This is a genomic window from Actinokineospora guangxiensis (assembly GCF_042657845.1).
GTDB classification, from domain to species: Bacteria; Actinomycetota; Actinomycetes; order Mycobacteriales; family Pseudonocardiaceae; genus Actinokineospora; species Actinokineospora guangxiensis.
In genome coordinates this window covers 1-19,238 of the sequence record NZ_JBHSKF010000002.1, presented here as the reverse complement: position 1 = coordinate 19,238, position 19,238 = coordinate 1, and the positions used below count along the sequence as shown (strand labels likewise).

Annotated in this window: 17 protein-coding genes and 2 tRNA genes; 12 read left to right on the top strand and 7 right to left on the bottom strand. The window is 73.2% G+C overall.

What is annotated here, in order from left to right; genetic code table 11:
• The first annotated feature begins 65 nt into the window (after nt 1-65).
• The 4 genes from gatC to gatB are packed head-to-tail and all read left to right on the top strand — an operon-like array spanning nt 66 to nt 3,551.
• Nucleotides 66-365, top strand: a complete 300-nt coding sequence (gene gatC, locus ACFPM7_RS03965; RefSeq protein WP_378243911.1) for an Asp-tRNA(Asn)/Glu-tRNA(Gln) amidotransferase subunit GatC — start codon at nt 66-68, stop codon at nt 363-365.
• Nucleotides 362-1,864 (top strand): Asp-tRNA(Asn)/Glu-tRNA(Gln) amidotransferase subunit GatA, encoded by a 1,503-nt coding sequence (gene gatA / locus ACFPM7_RS03960; RefSeq protein ID WP_378243909.1) that lies wholly within the window; start codon nt 362-364, stop codon nt 1,862-1,864. The genes gatC and gatA overlap by 4 nt, the downstream gene beginning before the upstream one ends.
• Nucleotides 1,864-2,055, top strand: coding sequence for a hypothetical protein (locus ACFPM7_RS03955; RefSeq protein ID WP_378243907.1), 192 nt, complete (start codon nt 1,864-1,866; stop codon nt 2,053-2,055). Before gatA ends, ACFPM7_RS03955 begins: the two co-directional genes overlap by 1 nt.
• Nucleotides 2,052-3,551: an Asp-tRNA(Asn)/Glu-tRNA(Gln) amidotransferase subunit GatB gene (gene gatB / locus ACFPM7_RS03950; protein WP_378243905.1), complete on the top strand. Its 1,500-nt coding sequence runs from the start codon at nt 2,052-2,054 to the stop codon at nt 3,549-3,551. The genes ACFPM7_RS03955 and gatB overlap by 4 nt, the downstream gene beginning before the upstream one ends.
• A 70-nt stretch (nt 3,552-3,621) precedes the next feature.
• Here the strand turns inward: gatB and ACFPM7_RS03945 are convergent, their stop codons facing one another.
• A complete protein-coding gene (locus tag ACFPM7_RS03945) occupies nt 3,622-4,791 on the bottom strand; it encodes a PQQ-dependent sugar dehydrogenase (RefSeq protein ID WP_378243903.1) in 1,170 nt (389 codons plus the stop codon).
• A gap of 90 nt (nt 4,792-4,881) precedes the next feature.
• Between ACFPM7_RS03945 and ACFPM7_RS03940 the strand changes: the two genes are divergently transcribed.
• From ACFPM7_RS03940 to ACFPM7_RS03930, 3 genes are all read left to right on the top strand, one after another.
• Nucleotides 4,882-4,953, top strand: a tRNA-Pro gene (locus tag ACFPM7_RS03940).
• Between the two features lie 3 nt (nt 4,954-4,956).
• Nucleotides 4,957-5,030 (top strand) — tRNA-Lys (locus ACFPM7_RS03935).
• Nucleotides 5,031-5,059: 29 nt separating this feature from the next.
• Complete coding sequence (locus tag ACFPM7_RS03930; RefSeq protein ID WP_378243901.1) at nt 5,060-7,396, top strand: hypothetical protein; 2,337 nt, start codon at nt 5,060-5,062, stop codon at nt 7,394-7,396.
• A 25-nt stretch (nt 7,397-7,421) separates the two neighbouring features.
• Here the strand turns inward: ACFPM7_RS03930 and ACFPM7_RS03925 are convergent, their stop codons facing one another.
• Nucleotides 7,422-8,306, bottom strand: coding sequence for an alpha/beta fold hydrolase (locus ACFPM7_RS03925; protein WP_378243899.1), 885 nt, complete (start codon nt 8,304-8,306; stop codon nt 7,422-7,424).
• Between the two features lie 58 nt (nt 8,307-8,364).
• On the opposite strand from ACFPM7_RS03925, the gene ACFPM7_RS03920 reads away from it, so the two are divergent.
• Together ACFPM7_RS03920 and ACFPM7_RS03915 are read left to right on the top strand one after the other, a co-directional pair.
• Nucleotides 8,365-9,276 (top strand): 2-hydroxyacid dehydrogenase, encoded by a 912-nt coding sequence (locus ACFPM7_RS03920; protein ID WP_378243897.1) that lies wholly within the window; start codon nt 8,365-8,367, stop codon nt 9,274-9,276.
• A 17-nt stretch (nt 9,277-9,293) separates the two neighbouring features.
• A complete protein-coding gene (locus ACFPM7_RS03915) occupies nt 9,294-9,920 on the top strand; it encodes a DoxX family protein (RefSeq protein WP_378243895.1) in 627 nt (208 codons plus the stop codon).
• A gap of 63 nt (nt 9,921-9,983) precedes the next feature.
• On the opposite strand, the gene ilvC is transcribed toward ACFPM7_RS03915, so the two are convergent.
• Genes ilvC through ACFPM7_RS03900 form a run of 3 tightly spaced genes read right to left on the bottom strand, consistent with a single transcriptional unit; the run spans nt 9,984 to nt 13,372 of the window.
• Nucleotides 9,984-10,997, bottom strand: a complete 1,014-nt coding sequence (ilvC, locus tag ACFPM7_RS03910; protein ID WP_378243893.1) for a ketol-acid reductoisomerase — start codon at nt 10,995-10,997, stop codon at nt 9,984-9,986.
• Between the two features lie 31 nt (nt 10,998-11,028).
• Nucleotides 11,029-11,535, bottom strand: a complete 507-nt coding sequence (gene ilvN, locus ACFPM7_RS03905; RefSeq protein WP_378243891.1) for an acetolactate synthase small subunit — start codon at nt 11,533-11,535, stop codon at nt 11,029-11,031.
• Nucleotides 11,536-11,539: 4 nt separating this feature from the next.
• Nucleotides 11,540-13,372: an acetolactate synthase large subunit gene (locus ACFPM7_RS03900; RefSeq protein ID WP_378243889.1), complete on the bottom strand. Its 1,833-nt coding sequence runs from the start codon at nt 13,370-13,372 to the stop codon at nt 11,540-11,542.
• A gap of 279 nt (nt 13,373-13,651) precedes the next feature.
• On the opposite strand from ACFPM7_RS03900, the gene ACFPM7_RS03895 reads away from it, so the two are divergent.
• The gene (locus tag ACFPM7_RS03895; protein ID WP_378243887.1) at nt 13,652-14,209 is read left to right on the top strand and encodes a PH domain-containing protein; all 558 of its coding nucleotides are present in this window, start codon (nt 13,652-13,654) and stop codon (nt 14,207-14,209) included.
• 58 nt (nt 14,210-14,267) lie between these two features.
• Nucleotides 14,268-16,112 (top strand): dihydroxy-acid dehydratase, encoded by a 1,845-nt coding sequence (gene ilvD / locus ACFPM7_RS03890; protein ID WP_378243885.1) that lies wholly within the window; start codon nt 14,268-14,270, stop codon nt 16,110-16,112.
• Between the two features lie 4 nt (nt 16,113-16,116).
• On the opposite strand, the gene ACFPM7_RS03885 is transcribed toward ilvD, so the two are convergent.
• Together ACFPM7_RS03885 and ACFPM7_RS03880 are read right to left on the bottom strand one after the other, a co-directional pair.
• Nucleotides 16,117-16,626, bottom strand: a complete 510-nt coding sequence (locus tag ACFPM7_RS03885; RefSeq protein ID WP_378243883.1) for a hypothetical protein — start codon at nt 16,624-16,626, stop codon at nt 16,117-16,119.
• A 256-nt stretch (nt 16,627-16,882) separates the two neighbouring features.
• Entirely contained in the window at nt 16,883-17,593 is a 711-nt protein-coding gene (locus tag ACFPM7_RS03880; RefSeq protein WP_378243881.1) for a hypothetical protein, read from the bottom strand.
• A gap of 106 nt (nt 17,594-17,699) precedes the next feature.
• Here ACFPM7_RS03880 and ACFPM7_RS03875 point away from each other — a divergent pair, with 106 nt between their 5' ends.
• Nucleotides 17,700-17,975, top strand: a complete 276-nt coding sequence (locus ACFPM7_RS03875; protein WP_378243879.1) for a DUF397 domain-containing protein — start codon at nt 17,700-17,702, stop codon at nt 17,973-17,975.
• Nucleotides 17,976-19,238 lie beyond the last annotated feature (1,263 nt).

Sequence of the window (19,238 nt, the reverse complement as noted above, 5' to 3'; positions counted from 1 at the left end):
CCCCGACCTGCGGCCAAATAGACTCCGCTGGACAAGACCCGCGAGACCCCGGGGGTTCGTGCCCAGTGCCCAGCATTTCCCGCGACGAGGTCGCCCACCTCGCCCGCCTGGCCCGGTTGGCCGTCTCCGACGACGAGCTGGACCTCTTCGCAGGCCAGCTCGACCAGATCGTCGGCGCGGTGGCCGCCGTCGGCTCCGTGGCCGACCAGGACATCCCGCCGACCTCGCACGCGGTCCCGCTGACCAACGTCTTCCGCGCCGATATCGTGCGGCCGGGACTGACCCAGGCGCAGGCGCTGGCCGCCGCGCCCGCCGCCGAGGACGGCCGCTTCCGCGTGCCGCGCATCCTGGGGGAAGAGGCATGATCCGCAAGACGGCCGCCGAGCTGGCCGAACTCATCCGCACCCGCGAGGTCTCCGCCGTCGAGGTCGCCCAGGCGCACCTGGACCGCATCGCCGAGGTCGACCCCGCCGTGCACGCGTTCCTGCACGTCGACACCGAGCGCGCGCTCAACGCCGCGCGGGCGGTGGACGAGGACATCGCCGCGGGCCGCGAGGCCGCCTCACCGCTGGCCGGTGTGCCGATCGCGGTCAAGGACGTCCTCACCATGGAGGGCGCGCCGACGACCTGCGGTTCGCGCATCCTCGAAGGCTGGCAGCCGCCGTATGACTCCACCGTCGTGCGCAAGCTGCTGGCCGCGGGCATGGTCATCCTCGGCAAGACCAACATGGACGAGTTCGCGATGGGCTCCTCCACCGAGAACTCCGCGTTCGGCACCACGCGCAACCCGTGGGACCTCGACCGCATCCCCGGCGGCTCCGGCGGCGGCTCCTCGGCCGCGCTGGCCGCCTTCGAGGCGCCGCTGGCCATCGGCACCGACACCGGCGGCTCGATCCGCCAGCCGGGGTCGGTCACCGGCACCGTGGGCGTCAAGCCCACCTACGGCACCGTGTCGCGCTACGGGCTGGTCGCCTTCTCCTCCTCCCTCGACCAGGCCGGGCCGTGCGCGCGGACCGTCGAGGACGCGGCGCTGCTGCACGAGGTCATCGCCGGACACGACCCGATGGACTCGACCTCCATCGACGTGCCGGTGCCGCCGGTCGTCGCGGCCGTGCGCGAGGGCAAGACCGGGGACCTCTCCGGTGTGCGGGTCGGCATCGTCACCGAGCTGGGCGGCGAGGGCTACCAGGAGGGCGTGCTCTCGGCCTTCCACGAGGCCGTCGAGCAGCTGCGGGCCCTGGGCGCGGAGATCGTCGAGGTGTCCTGCCCGAGCTTCACCCTCGCGCTGCCCGCCTACTACCTGATCGCGCCGAGCGAGGCGTCCTCCAACCTCGCCCGTTTCGACGCGATGCGCTACGGCCTGCGCACCGGCGACGACGCCACCCGCAGCGCCGAGGAGGTCATGTCGATGACCCGCGAGGCGGGCTTCGGGGCCGAGGTCAAGCGCCGCATCATGCTCGGCACCTACGCGCTGTCGGCGGGCTACTACGACGCGTACTACGGCTCTGCGCAGAAGGTCCGCACGCTCATCACGCGCGACTTCGAGTCGGCCTTCCAGACCGCCGACGTGCTCATCTCGCCGACCACGCCGACCACGGCGTTCCGCATCGGCGAGCGGGTGGACGACCCGATGGCCATGTACCGGGCCGACCTGTGCACCATCCCGTCCAACATGGCGGGCAACGCCGCGCTGAGCGTCCCCTGTGGACTCGCCGAGGGGCTGCCCGTCGGTCTGCAGATCATGTCGCCCGCGCTGCAGGACCACCGCGGCTACCGGGTGGCCGCCGCCTACGAGGCCGCCCGCGACGCCGCGCAGGGCGGAGCCCTCATCCACCGCGTTCCCGAACTGGAGGCCGCACGCTGATGGCGCAGAAGAAGATCAAGGGCACGTTCGGGATCGTCAGCGCGGTGGCCTCGGCCACCAGCGCGGTCAGCACCCTCAAGACCGCCCGCAGCGACAAGGACAAGCTGGCGCTGGCCAACGCGATCGGCAGCATCATCGTGGCCGTCACCGGCGTGCTCATCGCCGTCCGGGCGTTCAGGGACGACAAGTGACCACACTGGAGCTGATGGACTACGACGACGTCGTCGCCCGCTTCGACCCGGTCATGGGTCTTGAGGTGCACGTCGAGCTGTCCACGAACACCAAGATGTTCTGCGGCTGCCCGACCGCCTTCGGCGCCGAGCCCAACACCCAGGTCTGCCCGACCTGCCTCGGCCTGCCGGGCTCGCTGCCCGCGCTCAACGGCGCGGCCGTGCAGTCGGCGATCCGCATCGGGCTGGCGCTGAACTGCTCGATCGCGCAGTGGTGCCGGTTCGCCCGCAAGAACTACTTCTACCCCGACATGCCGAAGAACTTCCAGACCTCGCAGTACGACGAGCCGATCGCCTTCGACGGGTTCCTCGATGTGACGCTGGAGGACGGCGAGGTCGTCCGCGTGGGCATCGAGCGCGCCCACATGGAGGAGGACACCGGCAAGTCGCTGCACGTCGGCGGCGCCACCGGCCGCATCCACGGCGCCGACCACTCGCTGCTGGACTACAACCGCGCGGGCGTGCCGCTGATCGAGATCGTCACCAAGCCGATCACCGGCACCGGCGCCCGCGCGCCCGAGGTGGCCCGCGCCTACGTCACCGCCCTGCGCGACCTGCTCAAGGCCCTCGACGTCTCCGACGTGCGGATGGACCAGGGCTCGCTGCGCTGCGACGCGAACCTGTCGCTGATGGCGAAGGACGCCGCCGAGTTCGGCACCCGCACCGAGACCAAGAACGTCAACTCGCTGCGCAGCGTCGAGCGCGCCGTGCGCTTCGAGATGACCCGCCAGGCCGCGCTGCTGGCCTCGGGCGGCTCCATCACCCAGGAGACCCGCCACTTCGACGAGGCCACCGGCCACACCTCGGCCGGTCGGCGCAAGGAGACCTCCGAGGACTACCGGTACTTCCCGGAGCCGGACCTGGTCCCCATCGCGCCGTCGCGGGAGTGGGTCGAGGAGCTGCGCGGCACGCTGCCGGAGATGCCGTGGGAGCGCCGCAGGCGCATCCAGTCCGACTGGGGCCTCTCCGACGCCGAGCTGCGCGACCTGGTCAACGTCGGCGCGGTCGACCTCATCGCCGCGACCGCCGACGCGGGCGCGCCGCCCGCCGAGGCCCGGTCGTGGTGGGTGTCGTACCTGGCCCAGCAGGCCAACAGCCGCGGCGTCGAGCTGGCCGAGCTGCCCATCACCCCGGCCCAGGTGGCGGCGGTGATCGCCCTGGTGGCCTCCGGCGACCTGACCAAGGCCCTGGCCCGCGAGGTCGTCGACGGCGTCCTCGCCGGTGAGGGCGAGCCCGCCGACGTGGTGGAGAAGCGCGGCCTCAAGGTCGTCTCGGACGACTCGGCGCTGTACGCGGCGGTGGACGAGGCGCTGGCCGCACAGCCGGACGTCGCCGCCAAGATCCGCGACGGCAAGGTCGCCGCGGCGGGCGCGATCGTCGGCGCGGTCATGAAGGCGACAAAGGGCCAGGCGGACGCCAAGCGGGTGCGCGAGCTGATCATCGAGCGCTGCTCGTAACCCTGGGACAGGTTCCAGGACACGCGCGGAGGGGCCGTCCCGGTGGGGCGGCCCCTCCGGCGTCGCGCGGTCAGTCCTGCCCGCCGCCCTCCAGGGCTTGCAGGACGATGATGAGGGCGCGGTCGTCGCTGGAGACCGGCGTGCCGCCGCGCTTGTTGACCGTGCCCGTGACGGCGACCGAGTCGTTGACCAGGTCCAGGCCGGACAGGCGGCCGAAGCCCTCCTCGTCCTCCATGCTGAGGTTCGGCTTGCCGGTGAAGGTGCCGTCCGGGGCCTGCGGCAGGTTCTCCAGGTGGCCCGCGGTCGACATGGCCACCCACAGGACCTGCGAGGTGGACGCGCAGCCCGCGACGCCCGGCTTCTCCGGCCACGACCAGGCGGGGGTGCCCAGCGGCCTGCCGTACTCGACCTTGTGCAGGACGTCGGCCTTGGCGGTGCGGTCGGTGACCCAGGTGCGGGAGCCGTCGAGGGAGGCGCAGACGCCGCCGGGGGCGGTCAGGCCGGAGGCGACGACGGCGGTCTTCGGGTCCGGGTTGTCCGGGTGCGGCTTGCCGGAGGCGTCCAGGCGCAGCAGCTTGCCCGCCAGGGACTTCGGGTCGGCGGGCCTGCCCGCGTCGCCGGTGGCCAGCAGCAGGCCGCCCCGGTGGTCCAGGGCCAGCGCGCCGCGGTTGCCGCGGGCGCCGCGCGGGATGCCGGTGAGCACCGGCTTGGCGCTGTCGCCCGCGGCGATGCGGACCAGCCGGTTGTCGGTGCGGGTGGTGACGTAGGCGAAGATCAGCTGGTCCTCGGCGTAGGAGGGCGACAGCGCCAGGCCGGTGAGCCCGCCGTCGCCCGCCGCGTCGACCGGCACGGTGGCCACCACCTCGGGGTCCACGCCCTTGCGGACCAGCAGGATGCGGCCGGTGGTGCGCTCGCCGACCAGGGCGGTGGGGTTGCTGCCGTCACCGGGCAGGGCCGCGACGGCGGTCGGGGAGTCCAGGCACGTGGCGAGCACGGCGGGGTGGAAGTCGGTGCAGCCGTCGGGCGGGGGGATCGAGGTCGGCGGGGGCTGGTTCGGGCCGCCGCCCGGACCGCCGCCGCCACCGCCGGGGCCTTCCTCGCGGGGGGCCGGTCCGGCCTGCGCGGTCAGCGGCGTCTGCGGCTGCCAGCTCCGCGGCGGGGGCTGCTCGGTGAACGTCGCGCACCCGGCGACGGCCGCCAGCCCGCTGGCTGCCAGCGCGACAAGTCGGCGGCGTCCCATGCACCGAGGCTAAACGGATGTCCGTGAACCGTGGGTTAGGGCGAAAACCGGGTGGCCCGCGCGGTGACGGGCATTACGCTGGCCCGCACGCATGGAGTGGATCAGCGGCAGATCGCCCGGCTCGGGACCGGGAGGGCGCGGGTTCGAGTCCCGCCTCCATGTCGTCCTGGCGTAGTTCAGTTCGGCAGAACACCCGGCTCTTATCCGGGAAGGCGCGAGTTCGAGCCTCGCCGCCAGGTCTTCGCGCATCACGAGCTGTGGGGTAGTCATGTCCGATTACGCGTTCGACAGGTTGGAGCGCGCGCTGCGCGCGGCAGTGTCCGCACCGGACCGCGCGGGCCGCGAGCGCGCTCAGGCCAAGGCCGAGCAGTGGCGGGCCGTGCTGTCGGGGATCGCCTCCGGCGAGCTGGTCGTCGGGTCGCGGACGCCGGTCGCGAACACCCCCGCCTGGGTGACGCTGGAGGTCGCGCACGGCGGGTTCGCCACCGGCCGGTACCTGTCCGAGGCGCCGCTGCGCGAGGACGAGGCCGCACGCGTGCGGTCCCTGCCCGCCGACGCGCCGGGGAGCACCGACCGCGAGCGCCTCAACCTGTACTACCTGGCCGACGAGGGGCAGGCGGAGCTGCTGCGGGCTCTGGCGAGCGGCGGCTTCCAGGTCGAGGTGCCCGAGGACGCGGCGCTGGCCGTCGTGGCGTGGCTGCTGGAGCAGAAGCGGTACGAGGCCGCGCTGGACCTGGTCGCCGAGCTGCGCCCGCTGATGCACCGGCTGCGCATGACCCCGAACGTGGGCCCGACGTCGCGGCCCGGTGGCGCGCTGGTGCGGCTGCGCAGCGCGGGGGAGGTGCGCGCGGGGCTGCGGGAGAAGGCCGTCGCCCCGCGGATCGCGGAGATGCTGGAGGTGCTGCGGGTGTGGAACCCGCTGTACGACCGCCTGGTCGCCCTCTGGTGCGAGACGGTCGGCCCCGCTGACCCGGGCGCGGACCCGGGTGAGGTCGAGCTGCCGCACCTCATCGACGGCGTGGTGGTCGGCGGCTGGCCGTGCCGGGTGTGGCCCCACGACTGGGCGCGGCGCCGGGAGGAGTGGATGGCCGACTACGCCGCCGCCACGGCCGAGCACCCGCTCGCCACCGGTCACCGGGCCCCGAAGGGCAACTTCGCCCGGCTGCGCACGGCGCTGTACACCTGCCCGCGCGGCAGCGCGAACCTCACCGCGCGCCAGGTCGGCTGGGTGCGCCGCGCGCTCGCCAACACGATCACCAAGCACGGCGCGCCCGGCTCGGAGCCGCGGGCGGCGCTGCGCGCCGTCCAGGCGGCCGTCGCCGCGCGCCCGACGCACGCCGCGCTCGCCGAGGTCCTGGCCGCCCGCCTCGACCGCTACCCCGACGACGGCGGCGTCCCCGCCCTCGACCCGCTGGCCGAGCCGGCCGCCGACGGCGAGTCCCCCGACGTGCCCCCGGGCGCGCCGATCCCCGCCCACCTGCTCGCCAAGGCGGCCAGGGCGCTGGAGGCGCCGGTGGGCGAGCTGGTCGACCGCGGGGTGATCACCTCCGGCGAGGTGCTGGCCCAGGTCCTGCCGCAGATCACCGCGCACGTCCTCGCCGCAGACGTCGAGGACACCCGCCTCGCCGGCCTGCTCGGCCAGGCCTACGCCGCCTTCCGCCGCAGGCGGAGCCTGCTGCTGCTCAACCTGGAGCACCAGGTCCGCTTCACCGAGCTGCCGTGGATCGCGGTCCTGGAGCCGCTGCGCACTCGCACCGCCGACACCGGCCTCGCCGCCCGCCGCGCCCTGACCTCGGCGACCACCCTCGCTCTGACCGCGTTCCCGCACACGATCCTGCCGAACCCGCTGGTCAGCGAGTTCGGCGCGCTCGCGGGCCAGGCCGGGCTGCGGGTGCCGCTGGTCGAGGAGGTCGCCGCCGACATCTTCATGGGCACCTTCACCGCCAAGTGGCGCACCGCAGCCGAAACCGCGAGCCGGGTGCTGGCCGGGACCCTCTACGCCCGCTACTACGACCTGCCGCCCGCCGAGACCTGGGCGCCCCCGCCCCGCCGCCTGCTGACCCGCCGCTGGGGCAAGCAGACCGCCGAGGACTTCGCCACCCTCTGCGCGACCCGGGCCCGCGAGGCCCGGGGGACCGCTCGGGTGGGCGGGGTCGCGGCCAACGGCACCGTCCTCGAGCAGAGCCAGATCCTCACCACCCACAACCTGGCCACCCTGGTCGACGCGCTGGACCTGCGGCCGTGGCTCGCCGACCACGCGCCCCGGCTCGCCATCGCGGCCCTGGACTGGGTCGTGCGCAGGCAGGCGCTGCGGATCACCGAGCCCCACGCCGCGCTGTCGATGGTCAAGAACGCGGCGTACGCGTGGCGGCAGGCGATCTTCTTCCTGAGCTTCTGCGAGCCCGCGCAGCAGCGGGAGGCGGTGGAGCGGATGCGGCTGCAGGTGGGGGACGGGCGGCTGGTCCCCGCGGTCGACGGCCTGGCCCACGTGGTCGGCGGCGGCCGGTTCCCCGCGGAGGGCGCGGGCGTGCGGTTCCTCGGGTGGACGGCGGGCAAGCCCCACTGGTGGCTGGCACCGGAGTCCACCGCCACGACCCGCGGCTGACCCCGCCCCCCTGACCGGGGCGGGGTCAGCGCAGCGCCCGCTCCACGGCGGTGACGCGGGCCTGGAGGGCGGCCAGTTCGCGGACGACCTCGTCCGGGGCCTCCAGGGGCAGGAAGTGGCTGGTCGGGATCACCCTCGTGCGGGCGTGGGGCAGGACGGCGGCGGGGCGGACCGCGCGCGTCGGGTCGGCGACGACGTCGTACTTGGCGGCCAGGACGGTGACCGGGCAGGTGAGGCCGGTCAGGTCGGGTTCGGGGACGTCGGCCAGGGCCAGGGCCAGGGTGACGTACCAGCGCCAGTCGTGGCGCAGGAAGCGGCGCAGGGCGCGGGCGACGTCGTCGGGGTCGGCGCCGGGGAGCATGAAGCCGGAGTGCTGCATGGCCACCGCCATCCGGCGGTTCACCGGGATGCGGTGCAGCACCTGGTCGACGGCGGGCCCGCAGGCGCGGATCAGCCGCGCGGCGCCCAGCGTCAAGCGCTTGCGCACGGGGGCCGGGATGCCCAGCACGCCCAGGATGCCGCCGAACAGGTCGCCGGGGACGCCCGCGGCCAGCAGGAGGCCGGACACCCGGCCGGGGTGGCGCAGGGCCAGCTCGGCGGCGACCATCACCCCCACCGACCAGCCCATCACCACGCACCGCTCGATGCCCGCGTCGTCCATCACCGCGATGGCGTCGGCGACGTGGTCGGCCAGGGTGATGTGGGACGGGTCGGCCGGGCGGTCGGAGCCCATGGTGCCGCGGTGGTACCAGCTGACGACCCGCACGCCCGAGGACGGCAGCACCAGGGCGGGCCAGGCCTCGGGGAAGGTGCCCAGGCCGGGGCACAGCAGCACGGGCGGGCCCGCGGACTCGGTCCGCCAGGCGCGCAGGCGGGTGCCGTCGGCGGCGCGCAGGTCGTGTTCGCGCATGGTGGTCCCAGTCTGCCGGCCGACCCGCTGCGCCGAACCGGTGAATTAGGGTGTTGTTGTGACGACAATTGCTCTGGTGCCCGACGACCAGGCGGTCCAGGCCCTCGCGGACGTCCGCGGGCTGCGCGCGGTCCGCTACCAGACCCTGGACGAGCTGCCCGACGAGGCGGAGAAGGCGCAGGTGCTGGTGCCCGGCATCGGGGTGCCCGCCGGGTCCGACGTCGCCGCGCACCTGCCGTCGCTGCGGCTGGTGCAGCTGCTCACCGCCGGGGTCGAGGCGTGGGTCGGGAAGGTGCCCGAGCACGTGCTGCTCTCCGCGGGCCGCGGCGCGCACGGCGCGACGACCGCGGAGTGGGCGATGACGGCGCTGCTCACCATCTACCGCGAGTTCCGCGAACTGGAGGACGCGCGCCGCGCCGGTTCCTGGGCGCCGCGGGTCACCGAGACGCTCTGGGACAAACGGGTCCTCGTCGTCGGGGCGGGTGACCTCGGCAGGCAGATGCGCCGCAAGCTCACCGCCTTCGACGCGCACCCCACCCTGGTCGGCACCCGGGCCCGCGACGGCGTCCACGCCGTCGCCGACCTGCCCGACCTGCTGCCCGAGCACGACGCCGTGGTGGTCGTCGTCCCGATGACCTCGGCCACCCGCGGCATGGTCGACGCCGCCTTCCTTGCCCGCATGCGCGACGGCGCGATCCTGGTCAACGCCGCCCGCGGCCCCGTTGTCGACACCGACGCCCTGCTCGCCGAACTCCAGTCCGGCCGCCTGCGCGCCGCCCTCGACGTCACCGACCCCGAGCCGCTGCCCGCTGGCCATCCACTGTGGACCGCGCCGGGCCTGCTGCTGACCCCGCACGTCGGCGGCAGCGCGTCGGGGCACCGCGAGCGCGCCTACCGGGTGATGGCCGAGCAGATCGCGTTGTTCGTCGAGTCCGGTACCACGGCCAATCTGGTGCGCGGGGAGTACTGATCCCCTAGTCTTCGCGCGTGAGCAGCAGCGACAGCGACTACTTCCGGCCCTCGGAGGCGCAGAGCACCGCGGCCTACGACAGCCCGTACGACACCAACGACACGACCGTCCTGGCCAGGCCGAACATGGACGAGGACAAGCCCGCGGTCGACACCCACCGCTGGCACGTCGGCGCCGACCTCGGCCTGCTCGTCCTGCGGGTGGTCCTCGGCGCGCTCTTCCTCGCCCACGGCCTGCAGAAGGTCTTCGGCATCATGGGCGGCCCCGGCATCGAGGGCTTCGCCGCCGCGCTGACGGAACTCGGGTTCCAGCAGGCGACGCTGCTGTCCTGGGTGACCGGCGTGAGCGAACTCGGCGCGGGCGTGCTGCTGATCCTGGGCCTGTTCACCCCGGCGGCGGCGTCGGCCGTGGTCGGGGTGATGATCTCCGCGATCTGGGTGCGGGTGGACATCGACCTGTTCGTCGGTGGGGTGGAGCTGGAGACGATCTACCTGGCGGCCGGGTTCGCGCTGCTGTTCACCGGCGCGGGCCACTTCTCGCTGGACCGCAAGTCGCCCTGGTTCCGCCGCGCGCCCGCGTTCGGCTTCCTGTTCCTGATCCTGGCCCTCGGCCTCGCGGCGGTGTCGCTGTTCGTCCTGCGGTAACTCGCCGGAGAACCACGAAGGGGGAGGGCGTGACGCCCTCCCCCTTCGCTCCTTTCAGCAGGCTTATGCCGTCTCGGTGATCGGCCGGTCCACCCACGACATCAGGCCGCGCAGCTTGCGCCCGGTCTCCTCGATCGGGTGCTCGGCGCCCTGGTCCTGGAGCTTCTTGTAGTTGCCCCGGCCAGCCTCGTCCTCAGCCACCCACTCGCGGGCGAAAGTGCCGTCCTGGATCTCGCCCAGGATCTTCTTCATCTCCTCCTTCACCGCGGGCGTGATGACGCGCGGGCCGCGGGTCAGGTCGCCGTACTCGGCGGTGTCGGAGACCGAGTAGCGCTGGCGGGCGATGCCGCCCTCGTACATCAGGTCCACGATCAGCTTCAGCTCGTGCAGCACCTCGAAGTAGGCGATCTCCGGGGCGTAGCCCGCCTCGGTCAGCACCTCGAAACCGGTCTGGACCAGCGCCGACGCGCCGCCGCAGAGCACGGCCTGCTCGCCGAAGAGGTCGGTCTCGGTCTCCTCGGTGAAGGTGGTCTTGATGACCCCGGCGCGCGCGCCGCCGATGGCCGCGGCGTAGGACAGGGCCAGCGCCTGCGCACCGCCGGTGGCGTCCTGGTGCACCGCGATCAGCGCGGGGACGCCCTTGCCGTCGACGAACTGGCGGCGCACGAGGTGGCCGGGGCCCTTGGGGGCGACCATGGCGACGTCGATGTTGGCCGGGGGCTTGATCAGGTCGTAGCGGATGTTGAAGCCGTGGCCGAAGAACAGGGCGTCGCCGTCGGAGAGGTTCGGCTCGATGTCCTCGGCGTAGATGAAGCGCTGCTTGGTGTCGGGGGCCAGCACCATGATCAGGTCCGCCTCGGCCGACGCCTCGGCCGGGGTGAGCACGCGCAGGCCCTGCTCCTCGGCCTTGGCGCGGCTCTTGGAGCCCTCGGGGAGTCCGATGCGGACGTCCACACCGGAGTCGCGCAGGCTCAGGGCGTGGGCGTGGCCCTGGCTGCCGTAGCCGATGACGGCGACCTTGCGGGCCTGGATGATGCTCAGGTCGGCATCGGCGTCGTAGAAGATCTCGACGGACATGCGGGTGGTACTTCCCTTCGAGTGGAATGAACTAGCGGACCGCGGTCGCGGTGATGGAGCGCGGCCCGCGCCCGATGGCGACCATGCCGGACTGGACCATCTCGCGCACCCCGTAGGGCTCCAGCATGCGCAGCAGTGCCTCGATCTTGTCCGCGGTGCCGGTGGCCTCCACGGTCAGCGCCTCGGGCGAGACGTCGACGACCTTCGCGCGGAAGAGCTGCACCGTCTCCAGCACCTGGCTGCGCACGGTGGCGTCGGCCCTGACCTTGACCAGCAGCAGCTCGCGCTGCACGGCCGCGGCGGGCTCCAGCTCCACGATCTTGATGACGTTGACCAGCTTGTTGAGCTGCTTGGTGACCTGCTCCAGCGGCAAGTCCTCGACGGCGACCACGATCGTCATCCGGGACACCTCGGGGTGCTCGGTCGGACCGACGGCCAGGGAGTCGATGTTGAAGCCGCGCCGGGAGAACAGGCCCGCGACGCGCGCCAGCACGCCGGGCTTGTTCTCGACCAGCACGCTCAGGGTGTGGGTGGTCATGTGCTCAGTCCTCGTCGAACAGCGGTCGGATGCCGCGCGCGGCCATGATCTCGTCGTTGCCGGTGCCCGCGGCCACCATCGGCCACACCTGGGCGTCCTTGCCGACCACGAAGTCGATGACCACCGGCCGGTCGTTGATCTCCATCGCCCGGTTGATCACCGCGTCGACCTCCTCACGGGTCTCGCAGCGCAGCCCGGCGCAGCCCAGCGCTTCGGCGAGCAGGGTGAAGTCGGGGATGCGGTGCTTGTGCGTGCCCAGGTCGGTCTGGGAGTAGCGCTCGCTGTAGAACAGGTTCTGCCACTGGCGGACCATGCCCAGGTTGCCGTTGTTGATCACCGCGACCTTGATCGGCGCGCCCTCGATGGCGCAGGTCGCCAGCTCCTGGTTGGTCATCTGGAAGCAGCCGTCGCCGTCGATGGCCCACACGACCTTGTCCGGGCAGCCGAACTTCGCGCCCATCGCCGCGGGCACCGCGTAGCCCATGGTGCCCAGGCCGCCGGAGTTCAGCCAGGTGGCGGGCTTCTCGTACTTGATGAACTGCGCCGCCCACATCTGGTGCTGCCCGACGCCCGCGGTGTACAGCGCGTCCGGGCCCGCGATGGCGCCGATGCGCTCGATGACGAACTGCGGCGACAGCGTTCCGTCGGCGGGCCACTCGTAGCCCAGCGGGAACTTCTCCCGCCAGGAGCCGGTCTGCTCCAGCCACGGGGTGATGTCGGCGGGCGTGCCCTGGGCGCGCTCGGCGCGCACGGCGGCGATCAGCTCGACCAGGATCTCCTTGCAGTCGCCCACGATCGGCACGTCGGCGCGGCGGTTCTTGGAGATCTCGGCCGGGTCGATGTCGGCGTGCACGATGGCCGCGCCCGGGGCGAAGGTGTCCAGCTTGCCGGTCACCCGGTCGTCGAAGCGCGCGCCGAGGGCGACGATCAGGTCGCTGCGCTGCAGCGCGCCCACCGCCGGAACGGTGCCGTGCATGCCGGGCATGCCCAGGTGCTGCGGGTGCGAGTCGGGGAAGGCGCCGCGCGCCATCAGGGTGGTGACGACCGGGATGCCGGTCAGCTCGGCCAGCTCGATCAGCTCGGCGGAGGCCTGCGCCTTGATCACGCCGCCGCCGACGTAGAGGACGGGGCGGCGGGCGGTGGAGATCAGCCGGGCGGCCTCGCGGACCTGCTTGCCGTGCGGGCGGGTCGTCGGGCGGTAGCCGGGCAGGCGCAGCTCCGGCGGCCAGGAGAAGGAGGTCTGCTCCTGCAGGACGTCCTTGGGGATGTCGACCAGCACCGGGCCGGGGCGGCCGGTCTTGGCCAGGTGGAACGCCTCGGCGATCGTCCTCGGGATCTCCGCGGGATCGGTGACGAGGAAGTTGTGCTTGGTGATCGGCAGGGTGATGCCGCAGATGTCGGCTTCCTGGAAGGCGTCGGTGCCGATCAGCTGGCGGGTCTGCTGGCCGGTGATGGCGACCACCGGGACCGAGTCCATGTTCGCGTCCGCCAGCGGGGTGACCAGGTTCGTCGCGCCCGGACCCGAGGTGGCCATGCACACCCCGACCTGGCCGGTGGCCTGCGCGTAGCCGGTGGCGGCGTGCCCGGCGCCCTGCTCGTGGCGGACGAGGACGTGGCGCACCTTCGTGGAGTCCAGCAGCGGGTCGTAGGCCGGGAGGATCGTGCCACCCGGGATGCCGAAGACCACCTCGACGCCCACCGCCTCCAGCGACCGGACGAGCGACTGCGCGCCGGTCACGCGGACCGGCGCGCCCGCGGGCGGGGCGGGCTTGGGACGCGCAGGCGCGGCGCCAGGAATGCCTGCGGCCGGGGTGGGCCGCGAAGTTGCGCTGGTCATCTCTGCCTCGTGGGTAGAAGGAGTCGGGTCCGGACACGAAAAAACCCCCGCCGACCACCAGTGGTCAGTGCGAGGGTCCGCGCGTTCGACGCAGTGAGGAGGACTTCCGTCAGCGTCGAACGCGCGGCGGAAGTACGAGGAGAAACTGCATCGGCACGATCGTGACGGTAGAGCGTCAGCGGTTTGTGCGTCAACTCTGCGGGACGGTCCTCTCGGATGTTGGACACGACCGGGGGACCCGCGCGCGGGGGGCGGCACGGCGTTGTGCACCATCTAGGGGTGTCTGAGCAGGAGATCCCTTCCCGACTTGTCTTCCGCGTCCCGCAGGTGTCGATCCTCGCGGCGCTCCTGGTGGCGATCTGCGCCACACCGGTCGCCGCGGCCATCCCCGCGCTGGCGGTCATCTACCTGCTGCCGGTGGCCGCGATCGTGTGGATCGTGCGCGTGCGCACGGTCGCCGACGCGTCGGGGCTGGCGGTGCGCAAGGTCGTCGGCGGCACGACACTGGCGTGGGACGACCTCAAGGGCCTGCTGCTCAGCCCGAAGGGGACCGTGAGCGCGGTGCGCGCCGACGACACGCGCGTCGCGCTGCCGTCCGTGCGCACACGGCACCTGTCCGCGCTCGCGCTCATCAGCGGCGGGCGCATCACCGACCCGACGCCCTCGGCGGACACCGACGGCGACACCGTGCCCACGACCGAGGCCGAACCCGTGCACGAACCCGGGTCCGAGGCTGTGGAACAGAACACTGCGCAGTCAGACAGTGGGGAGTCCGACGATCCCACCGCCGAGAAGTCGGAATCCGCCAGGACCGAGACCCGGTCCGACGCGGAGTAGCCTGGACGGCACCGCTCCCCGCACCCCGCAAGAGACGAACCGAATGACTGGAGGAGCCGTGCCAGCGCTGCGCTCCCGCACCACCACCCACGGCCGCAACGCCGCGGGCGCCCGCTCGCTGTGGCGGGCCACCGGCATGACCGACGACGACTTCGGCAAGCCGATCGTGGCGATCGCCAACTCCTACACGCAGTTCGTGCCCGGCCACGTGCACCTGCGCGACCTCGGCGACATCGTCGCCGAGGCCATCAAGGCCGCGGGCGGGGTGGCGAGGGAGTTCCACACCATCGCCGTCGACGACGGCATCGCCATGGGCCACGGCGGCATGCTCTACTCGCTGCCCTCGCGCGAGATCATCGCCGACTCCGTCGAGTACATGGTCAACGCGCACCAGGCCGACGCGATCGTGTGCATCTCCAACTGCGACAAGATCACCCCGGGCATGCTCAACGCCGCGATGCGGCTCAACGTGCCGACGGTGTTCGTCTCCGGCGGGCCGATGGAGGCGGGCAAGGCCGTCGTCGTCGGCGGCGTCGCCCACGCCAACAGCGACCTGATCACCACGATCGCGGCGTCGGCGAACAGCGCCGTGGACGAGGCGGGGCTGTCGGAGGTCGAGCGCTCGGCCTGCCCGACGTGCGGGTCGTGCTCGGGCATGTTCACCGCGAACTCCATGAACTGCCTCACCGAGGCGCTGGGCCTCTCGCTGCCCGGCAACGGCTCCACGCTGGCCACCCACGCCGCCCGCCGCGACCTGTTCGCCCGCGCGGGCACGACGGTCATGGACCTGTGCAGGCGCTGGTACGGCGAGGACGACGAGACGGCGCTGCCGCGCACCATCGCCTCCCGCGCGGCGTTCGAGAACGCCATGGCGCTCGACGTGGCGATGGGCGGCTCGACCAACACCGTCCTGCACATCCTCGCCGCCGCGCAGGAGGGCGAGATCGACTTCACCCTCGCCGACATCGACGCGGTGTCGCGGCGCGTGCCGTGCCTGAGCAAGGTGTCGCCGAACTCCGACTACCACATGGAGGACGTCCACCGGGCGGGCGGAATCCCCGCCATCCTGGGCGAGCTGTACCGGGGCGGGATGCTCAACACCGAGGTCCACTCGGTGCACAGCCCGACCATGGAGCAGTGGCTGTCCACCTGGGACATCCGGGCCGAGTCGCCGTCGGAACAGGCCGTCGAGCTGTTCCACGCCGCGCCCGGCGGGGTGCGGACCACCCAGGCGTTCTCCACCTCCAACCGCTGGTCGAGCCTGGACACCGACGCCGAGGGCGGCTGCATCCGCTCGGTCGAGCACGCCTACACCGTCGAGGGCGGGCTGGCCGTGCTGTGGGGCAACCTGGCGGAGTCCGGGGCGATCATCAAGTCGGCGGGCATCGACGAGGAGCTGTTCCGGTTCCAGGGCCCCGCGCGGGTCGTGGAGAGCCAGGAGGAGGCCGTGTCGGTCATCCTCGGCAAGAAGATTCAGGCCGGCGAGGTGCTGGTCGTGCGCTACGAGGGACCGGCGGGCGGGCCCGGCATGCAGGAGATGCTGCACCCGACGGCGTTCCTCAAGGGCTCGGGCCTGGGCAAGAAGTGCGCGCTGATCACCGACGGCCGCTTCTCCGGTGGGTCGTCGGGCCTGTCGGTCGGGCACATCTCGCCCGAGGCGGCGGGCGGCGGCACGATCGCCCTGGTCGAGGACGGCGACCAGATCCTCATCGACGTCCACGAGCGCAGGCTGGAACTGCTGGTCGACGCCGACGTCCTGGCCGAGCGCCGCGCCAAGGTGCAGGCCAGCGAGCGGCCCTGGCAGCCGGTCGACCGCGTCCGCTCGGTCACCGCCGCCCTGCGCGCCTACGCCCGCCTGACCACGGACGCCTCCACCGGCGCCGTGCGCGACCCCAACCGCTGACGGCTCACCGCCGGGGCGGCGGCAGCAGCGCCGCCGCCTCGGCGATCCCGTCGAGGAAGGCCGGGTCGGGGGAGCCGGTCACCGGCTCGGTCTCGGCGATGACGACGAGCGGGCCGAGGCGGCGGGAGCCGTAGTTGTGGCCGGTGAACCCGACCCCGGAGACCTGGAGCAGGGACAGGGCGATGGGGGAGACGTTCCCGGTTCCGTGGCGGTCGGCGAGGGTCTGCAAGCGCTCGGCCGCCGCGGCGTTCGGCATCCGGACCCAGGAGACGGACAGGACGATGGTGTCGGAGCCCTCCGACAGGACGAAGAGGGCTCGGTTGAGGGATCGGCAGGGGTTCGTGGCGAAGAAGCGGTGGACGTCGCCGTAGGAGTTGCCGAAGCAGTCGACGGCGTTGTGGGCGCGGCTGCGCAGCTGGCGCAGGCCCATGTTCTTCCAGGTCTTGGCGCGGTTGCCGGTGCGCGCGGCGGCCTTGCCCGCGTCGACCTTCACCCGCACGACCTGGCCGCCCAACGAGCCCGCTCCACTTCCCGCAGCGCCTCCTGCCGCCCCACCACCCACGCCTACGCTCGCCACAGTGATCCCGGCAGCCGCCGCCGCAGCGGCGACCTTGGCTTTGGCTGTGGACCTGGAGTCAGTCGACGCGAACTGGCCCAGTCGATTGCGCGGCCGGTCGGCCATCTCCCACCCCCAGTCAACGAGGGTGGCTGGGATGCGCCGCTTGGCGGGAGAGGAACGGGCGGGTAACGCCCGATCGGCCCAGCCCCGCTCAGAAGTCGGGGTCGGCGCGGAGGGTGATGAGGGCGGCGGGGGCCAGGTGGGGGTGGAAGGTCCAGCCCGCGAAGCCGCCCCAGGCGATCGACTCGCGCAGGTACTCCACCAGGGTGATGTCCGGCTTGCCGGTGACGCCCTTGATCAGCGGATCGGCGACCTGGCTGGGTAGCTCGATGGTGTGGTCTCCGCCTGCCAGGTTCGCCTTGCCGAGTTCGTCGGGGGCGAGGGGGAACTCGAAGGCGGCGGAGTCGGTGCGGTGGTCCCACTCGTAGGCGAGGGAGTAGGCGTTGCCCAGGCACAGGGGGTCGGGGAACTCCGGGCTCGGCGGCCTGGTGCGGGGGGCGGGCTGGCGGTGGTAGGTGAGGTCGAGGACGGCGCAGTCGCCCGCGAACCAGACCTCGCCGACGCGGCGCAGGCAGGCGTCGAGGGCCAGCGGCAGGCTGCCGATCTTCTCGGTGAGCGAGTCGATGAGGGCGTCGTCGTCGGGGGGCTCGTGCGGGGGGACGATGGGGTCCGCGCCCGCCCAGCCCAGTTCGGGGAGTGCGGCGGCGATGCGGGCGACGTGCAGGGCGACGCGGTGCATGGTCTCGTCGGCGACGGCGGTGGCGTCTTCGGCCAGCGCGTCGGGGACGGGTCCCAGCGCGCGCAGCTCGGCCCACACGGCCTCGCGGTCGCCGCGCAGGTAGCGCCGGTAGTACGAGGTCACCCCGCTACGCTACTGAGCGCGACCGGTCTGGAGCGGGATCGACACGACCCCGGCCTGCGGTATACCTGGTCGGGCCGAACCCTGTAGCGACGAGGAGACCACGGTGATGGACAGCGCCCCCATCTACGACGACAAGGCCGAGGTCCGCGGCAACCTCGACCTCACCACCGCCGAATGGCAGCGCGCCGCCGAACCCGACGCCGACCCCGACGGCGAATACGTCGAGATCGCGTTCGTCCCGCACACCGACGACAACACCTACGTGGCGATGCGCAACAGCAAGTACACGGGCCCCGAGGACACCGTCCTCGTCTTCACCATGTCGGAGTGGGACGCCTTCGTCGAAGGCGCCAAGGCAGGCGAATTCGACGAACCATGGTGACCAGGTGACCGACGGCCCGGTCTGGGTACCCCCCGAGGAAGCCGCCCCCTGGCCGGACGAGCCCGCCCCCACCCGCGCCCTCCACCCCACCGACCGCACCCCCGACGAGCCCACCCCGGGCCCCCGACCGCCGACGGCGCCATCGGAGGACTCCCGGCCGGGCCAGGAGACCATCCGCCAGCGGCCGACCGCACCACAGGGCGACGCCGGTCCGCGTCCGGGACCTGGGATTACGGGCCAGCTGCCAGTGGCCCAGCCCGGTAGGCCCGCACCGCAGGGGTCCGGGAGTGGGATGGTGCGCGGTCATGGGGCGGGTCCGGGTGCGCAGCAGGGCGGGCCGGTTGTGCCGGGACATGGTGGGGTGTCGCGTGGCCAGGTGGGTTCGCCTGGGGCGCAGGGTGGGCATGGGGTGACGGGGCAGGGGGGTGCGCCCGCGCCGCGGCAGGCGGGTGGCTTTTCCGGGGGGCAGGGCGGTGGTCCTGGGCAGGCAGCGGCTTCTCGGTCGGGGCCGGGACAGGCCCAACCGAGTGCGGCGTTCCCCCTCCCGCAGGCGAACCCGCCGCCGCGCGCCGCGACTCCGCCGCGACCCGCCGAACCGGGCCGACCGCCGCTGCCTCCGGCGCAGTACCCCGCACCTTCCGACCACTTCCCGCGCCCTGGCACGCCCGCGCAACCGCCACGCCCCGGGACGCCCACCACCTCTCAGCCTGCACACCCGAGGCCCGTGTCTCAGTCCGCGCCTCCGACCTCATCGGTGTCCGGCCATCGGGGGCCGCCCGCACCCGCTCAGCCTGCGCGTCCCGGGGCTGCGGGTCCTTCGCCGTCCGCACACCCGGGGTCGTCCGCGTCCGCTCAGCCCCCGCACCCGGGGGTGCCTGGTTCTGGTCAGCCCGCGCCCCCGGGGATGGCTGCTTCCGCTCAGCCTCCGCGTCCCGCAGCACCCGCTTCCCCCCAGGCTCCGCACTCAGGTCCACCAGCCCATTCCGCCCGCCTGACGCAGTCCCCACCCACGCCACCGCTCCCCCCTGGCCCGCATCCCGGTGCTTCCTCCGCTGCTGCTCCGCATCCTGGTGCTGCGCCCGCTGGCGGTCCGCATCCCGGTGCTTCGCCCGCTGCCGGTCCGCACCCTGGTGCCTCTGCCACCGGTCCGCACCCCAGCGCACACTCCACCCCCGCCATCCCCTCCAACGCCACCCCACTCGCGGGCCCCCCTCCCGGCCTCCCCCCACCACCCGCCCCGGCCCGCCCCCGCCCAGCGCGGCG

Excerpts from the sequence above, each read along its gene's own strand:
- gatA (WP_378243909.1), top strand. The coding sequence starts at position 362 with ATGATCCGCAAGACGGCCGCCGAGCTGGCCGAACTCATCCGCACCCGC.
- ACFPM7_RS03875 (WP_378243879.1), top strand. The coding sequence starts at position 17,700 with ATGGACAGCGCCCCCATCTACGACGACAAGGCCGAGGTCCGCGGCAAC.
- ilvC (WP_378243893.1), bottom strand. The coding sequence starts at position 10,997 with ATGTCCGTCGAGATCTTCTACGACGCCGATGCCGACCTGAGCATCATC.
- ilvN (WP_378243891.1), bottom strand. The coding sequence starts at position 11,535 with ATGACCACCCACACCCTGAGCGTGCTGGTCGAGAACAAGCCCGGCGTG.
- ACFPM7_RS03955 (WP_378243907.1), top strand. The coding sequence starts at position 1,864 with ATGGCGCAGAAGAAGATCAAGGGCACGTTCGGGATCGTCAGCGCGGTG.
- ACFPM7_RS03930 (WP_378243901.1), top strand. The coding sequence starts at position 5,060 with ATGTCCGATTACGCGTTCGACAGGTTGGAGCGCGCGCTGCGCGCGGCA.
- ACFPM7_RS03945 (WP_378243903.1), bottom strand. The coding sequence starts at position 4,791 with ATGGGACGCCGCCGACTTGTCGCGCTGGCAGCCAGCGGGCTGGCGGCC.
- ACFPM7_RS03925 (WP_378243899.1), bottom strand. The coding sequence starts at position 8,306 with ATGCGCGAACACGACCTGCGCGCCGCCGACGGCACCCGCCTGCGCGCC.
- ACFPM7_RS03900 (WP_378243889.1), bottom strand. The coding sequence starts at position 13,372 with ATGACCAGCGCAACTTCGCGGCCCACCCCGGCCGCAGGCATTCCTGGC.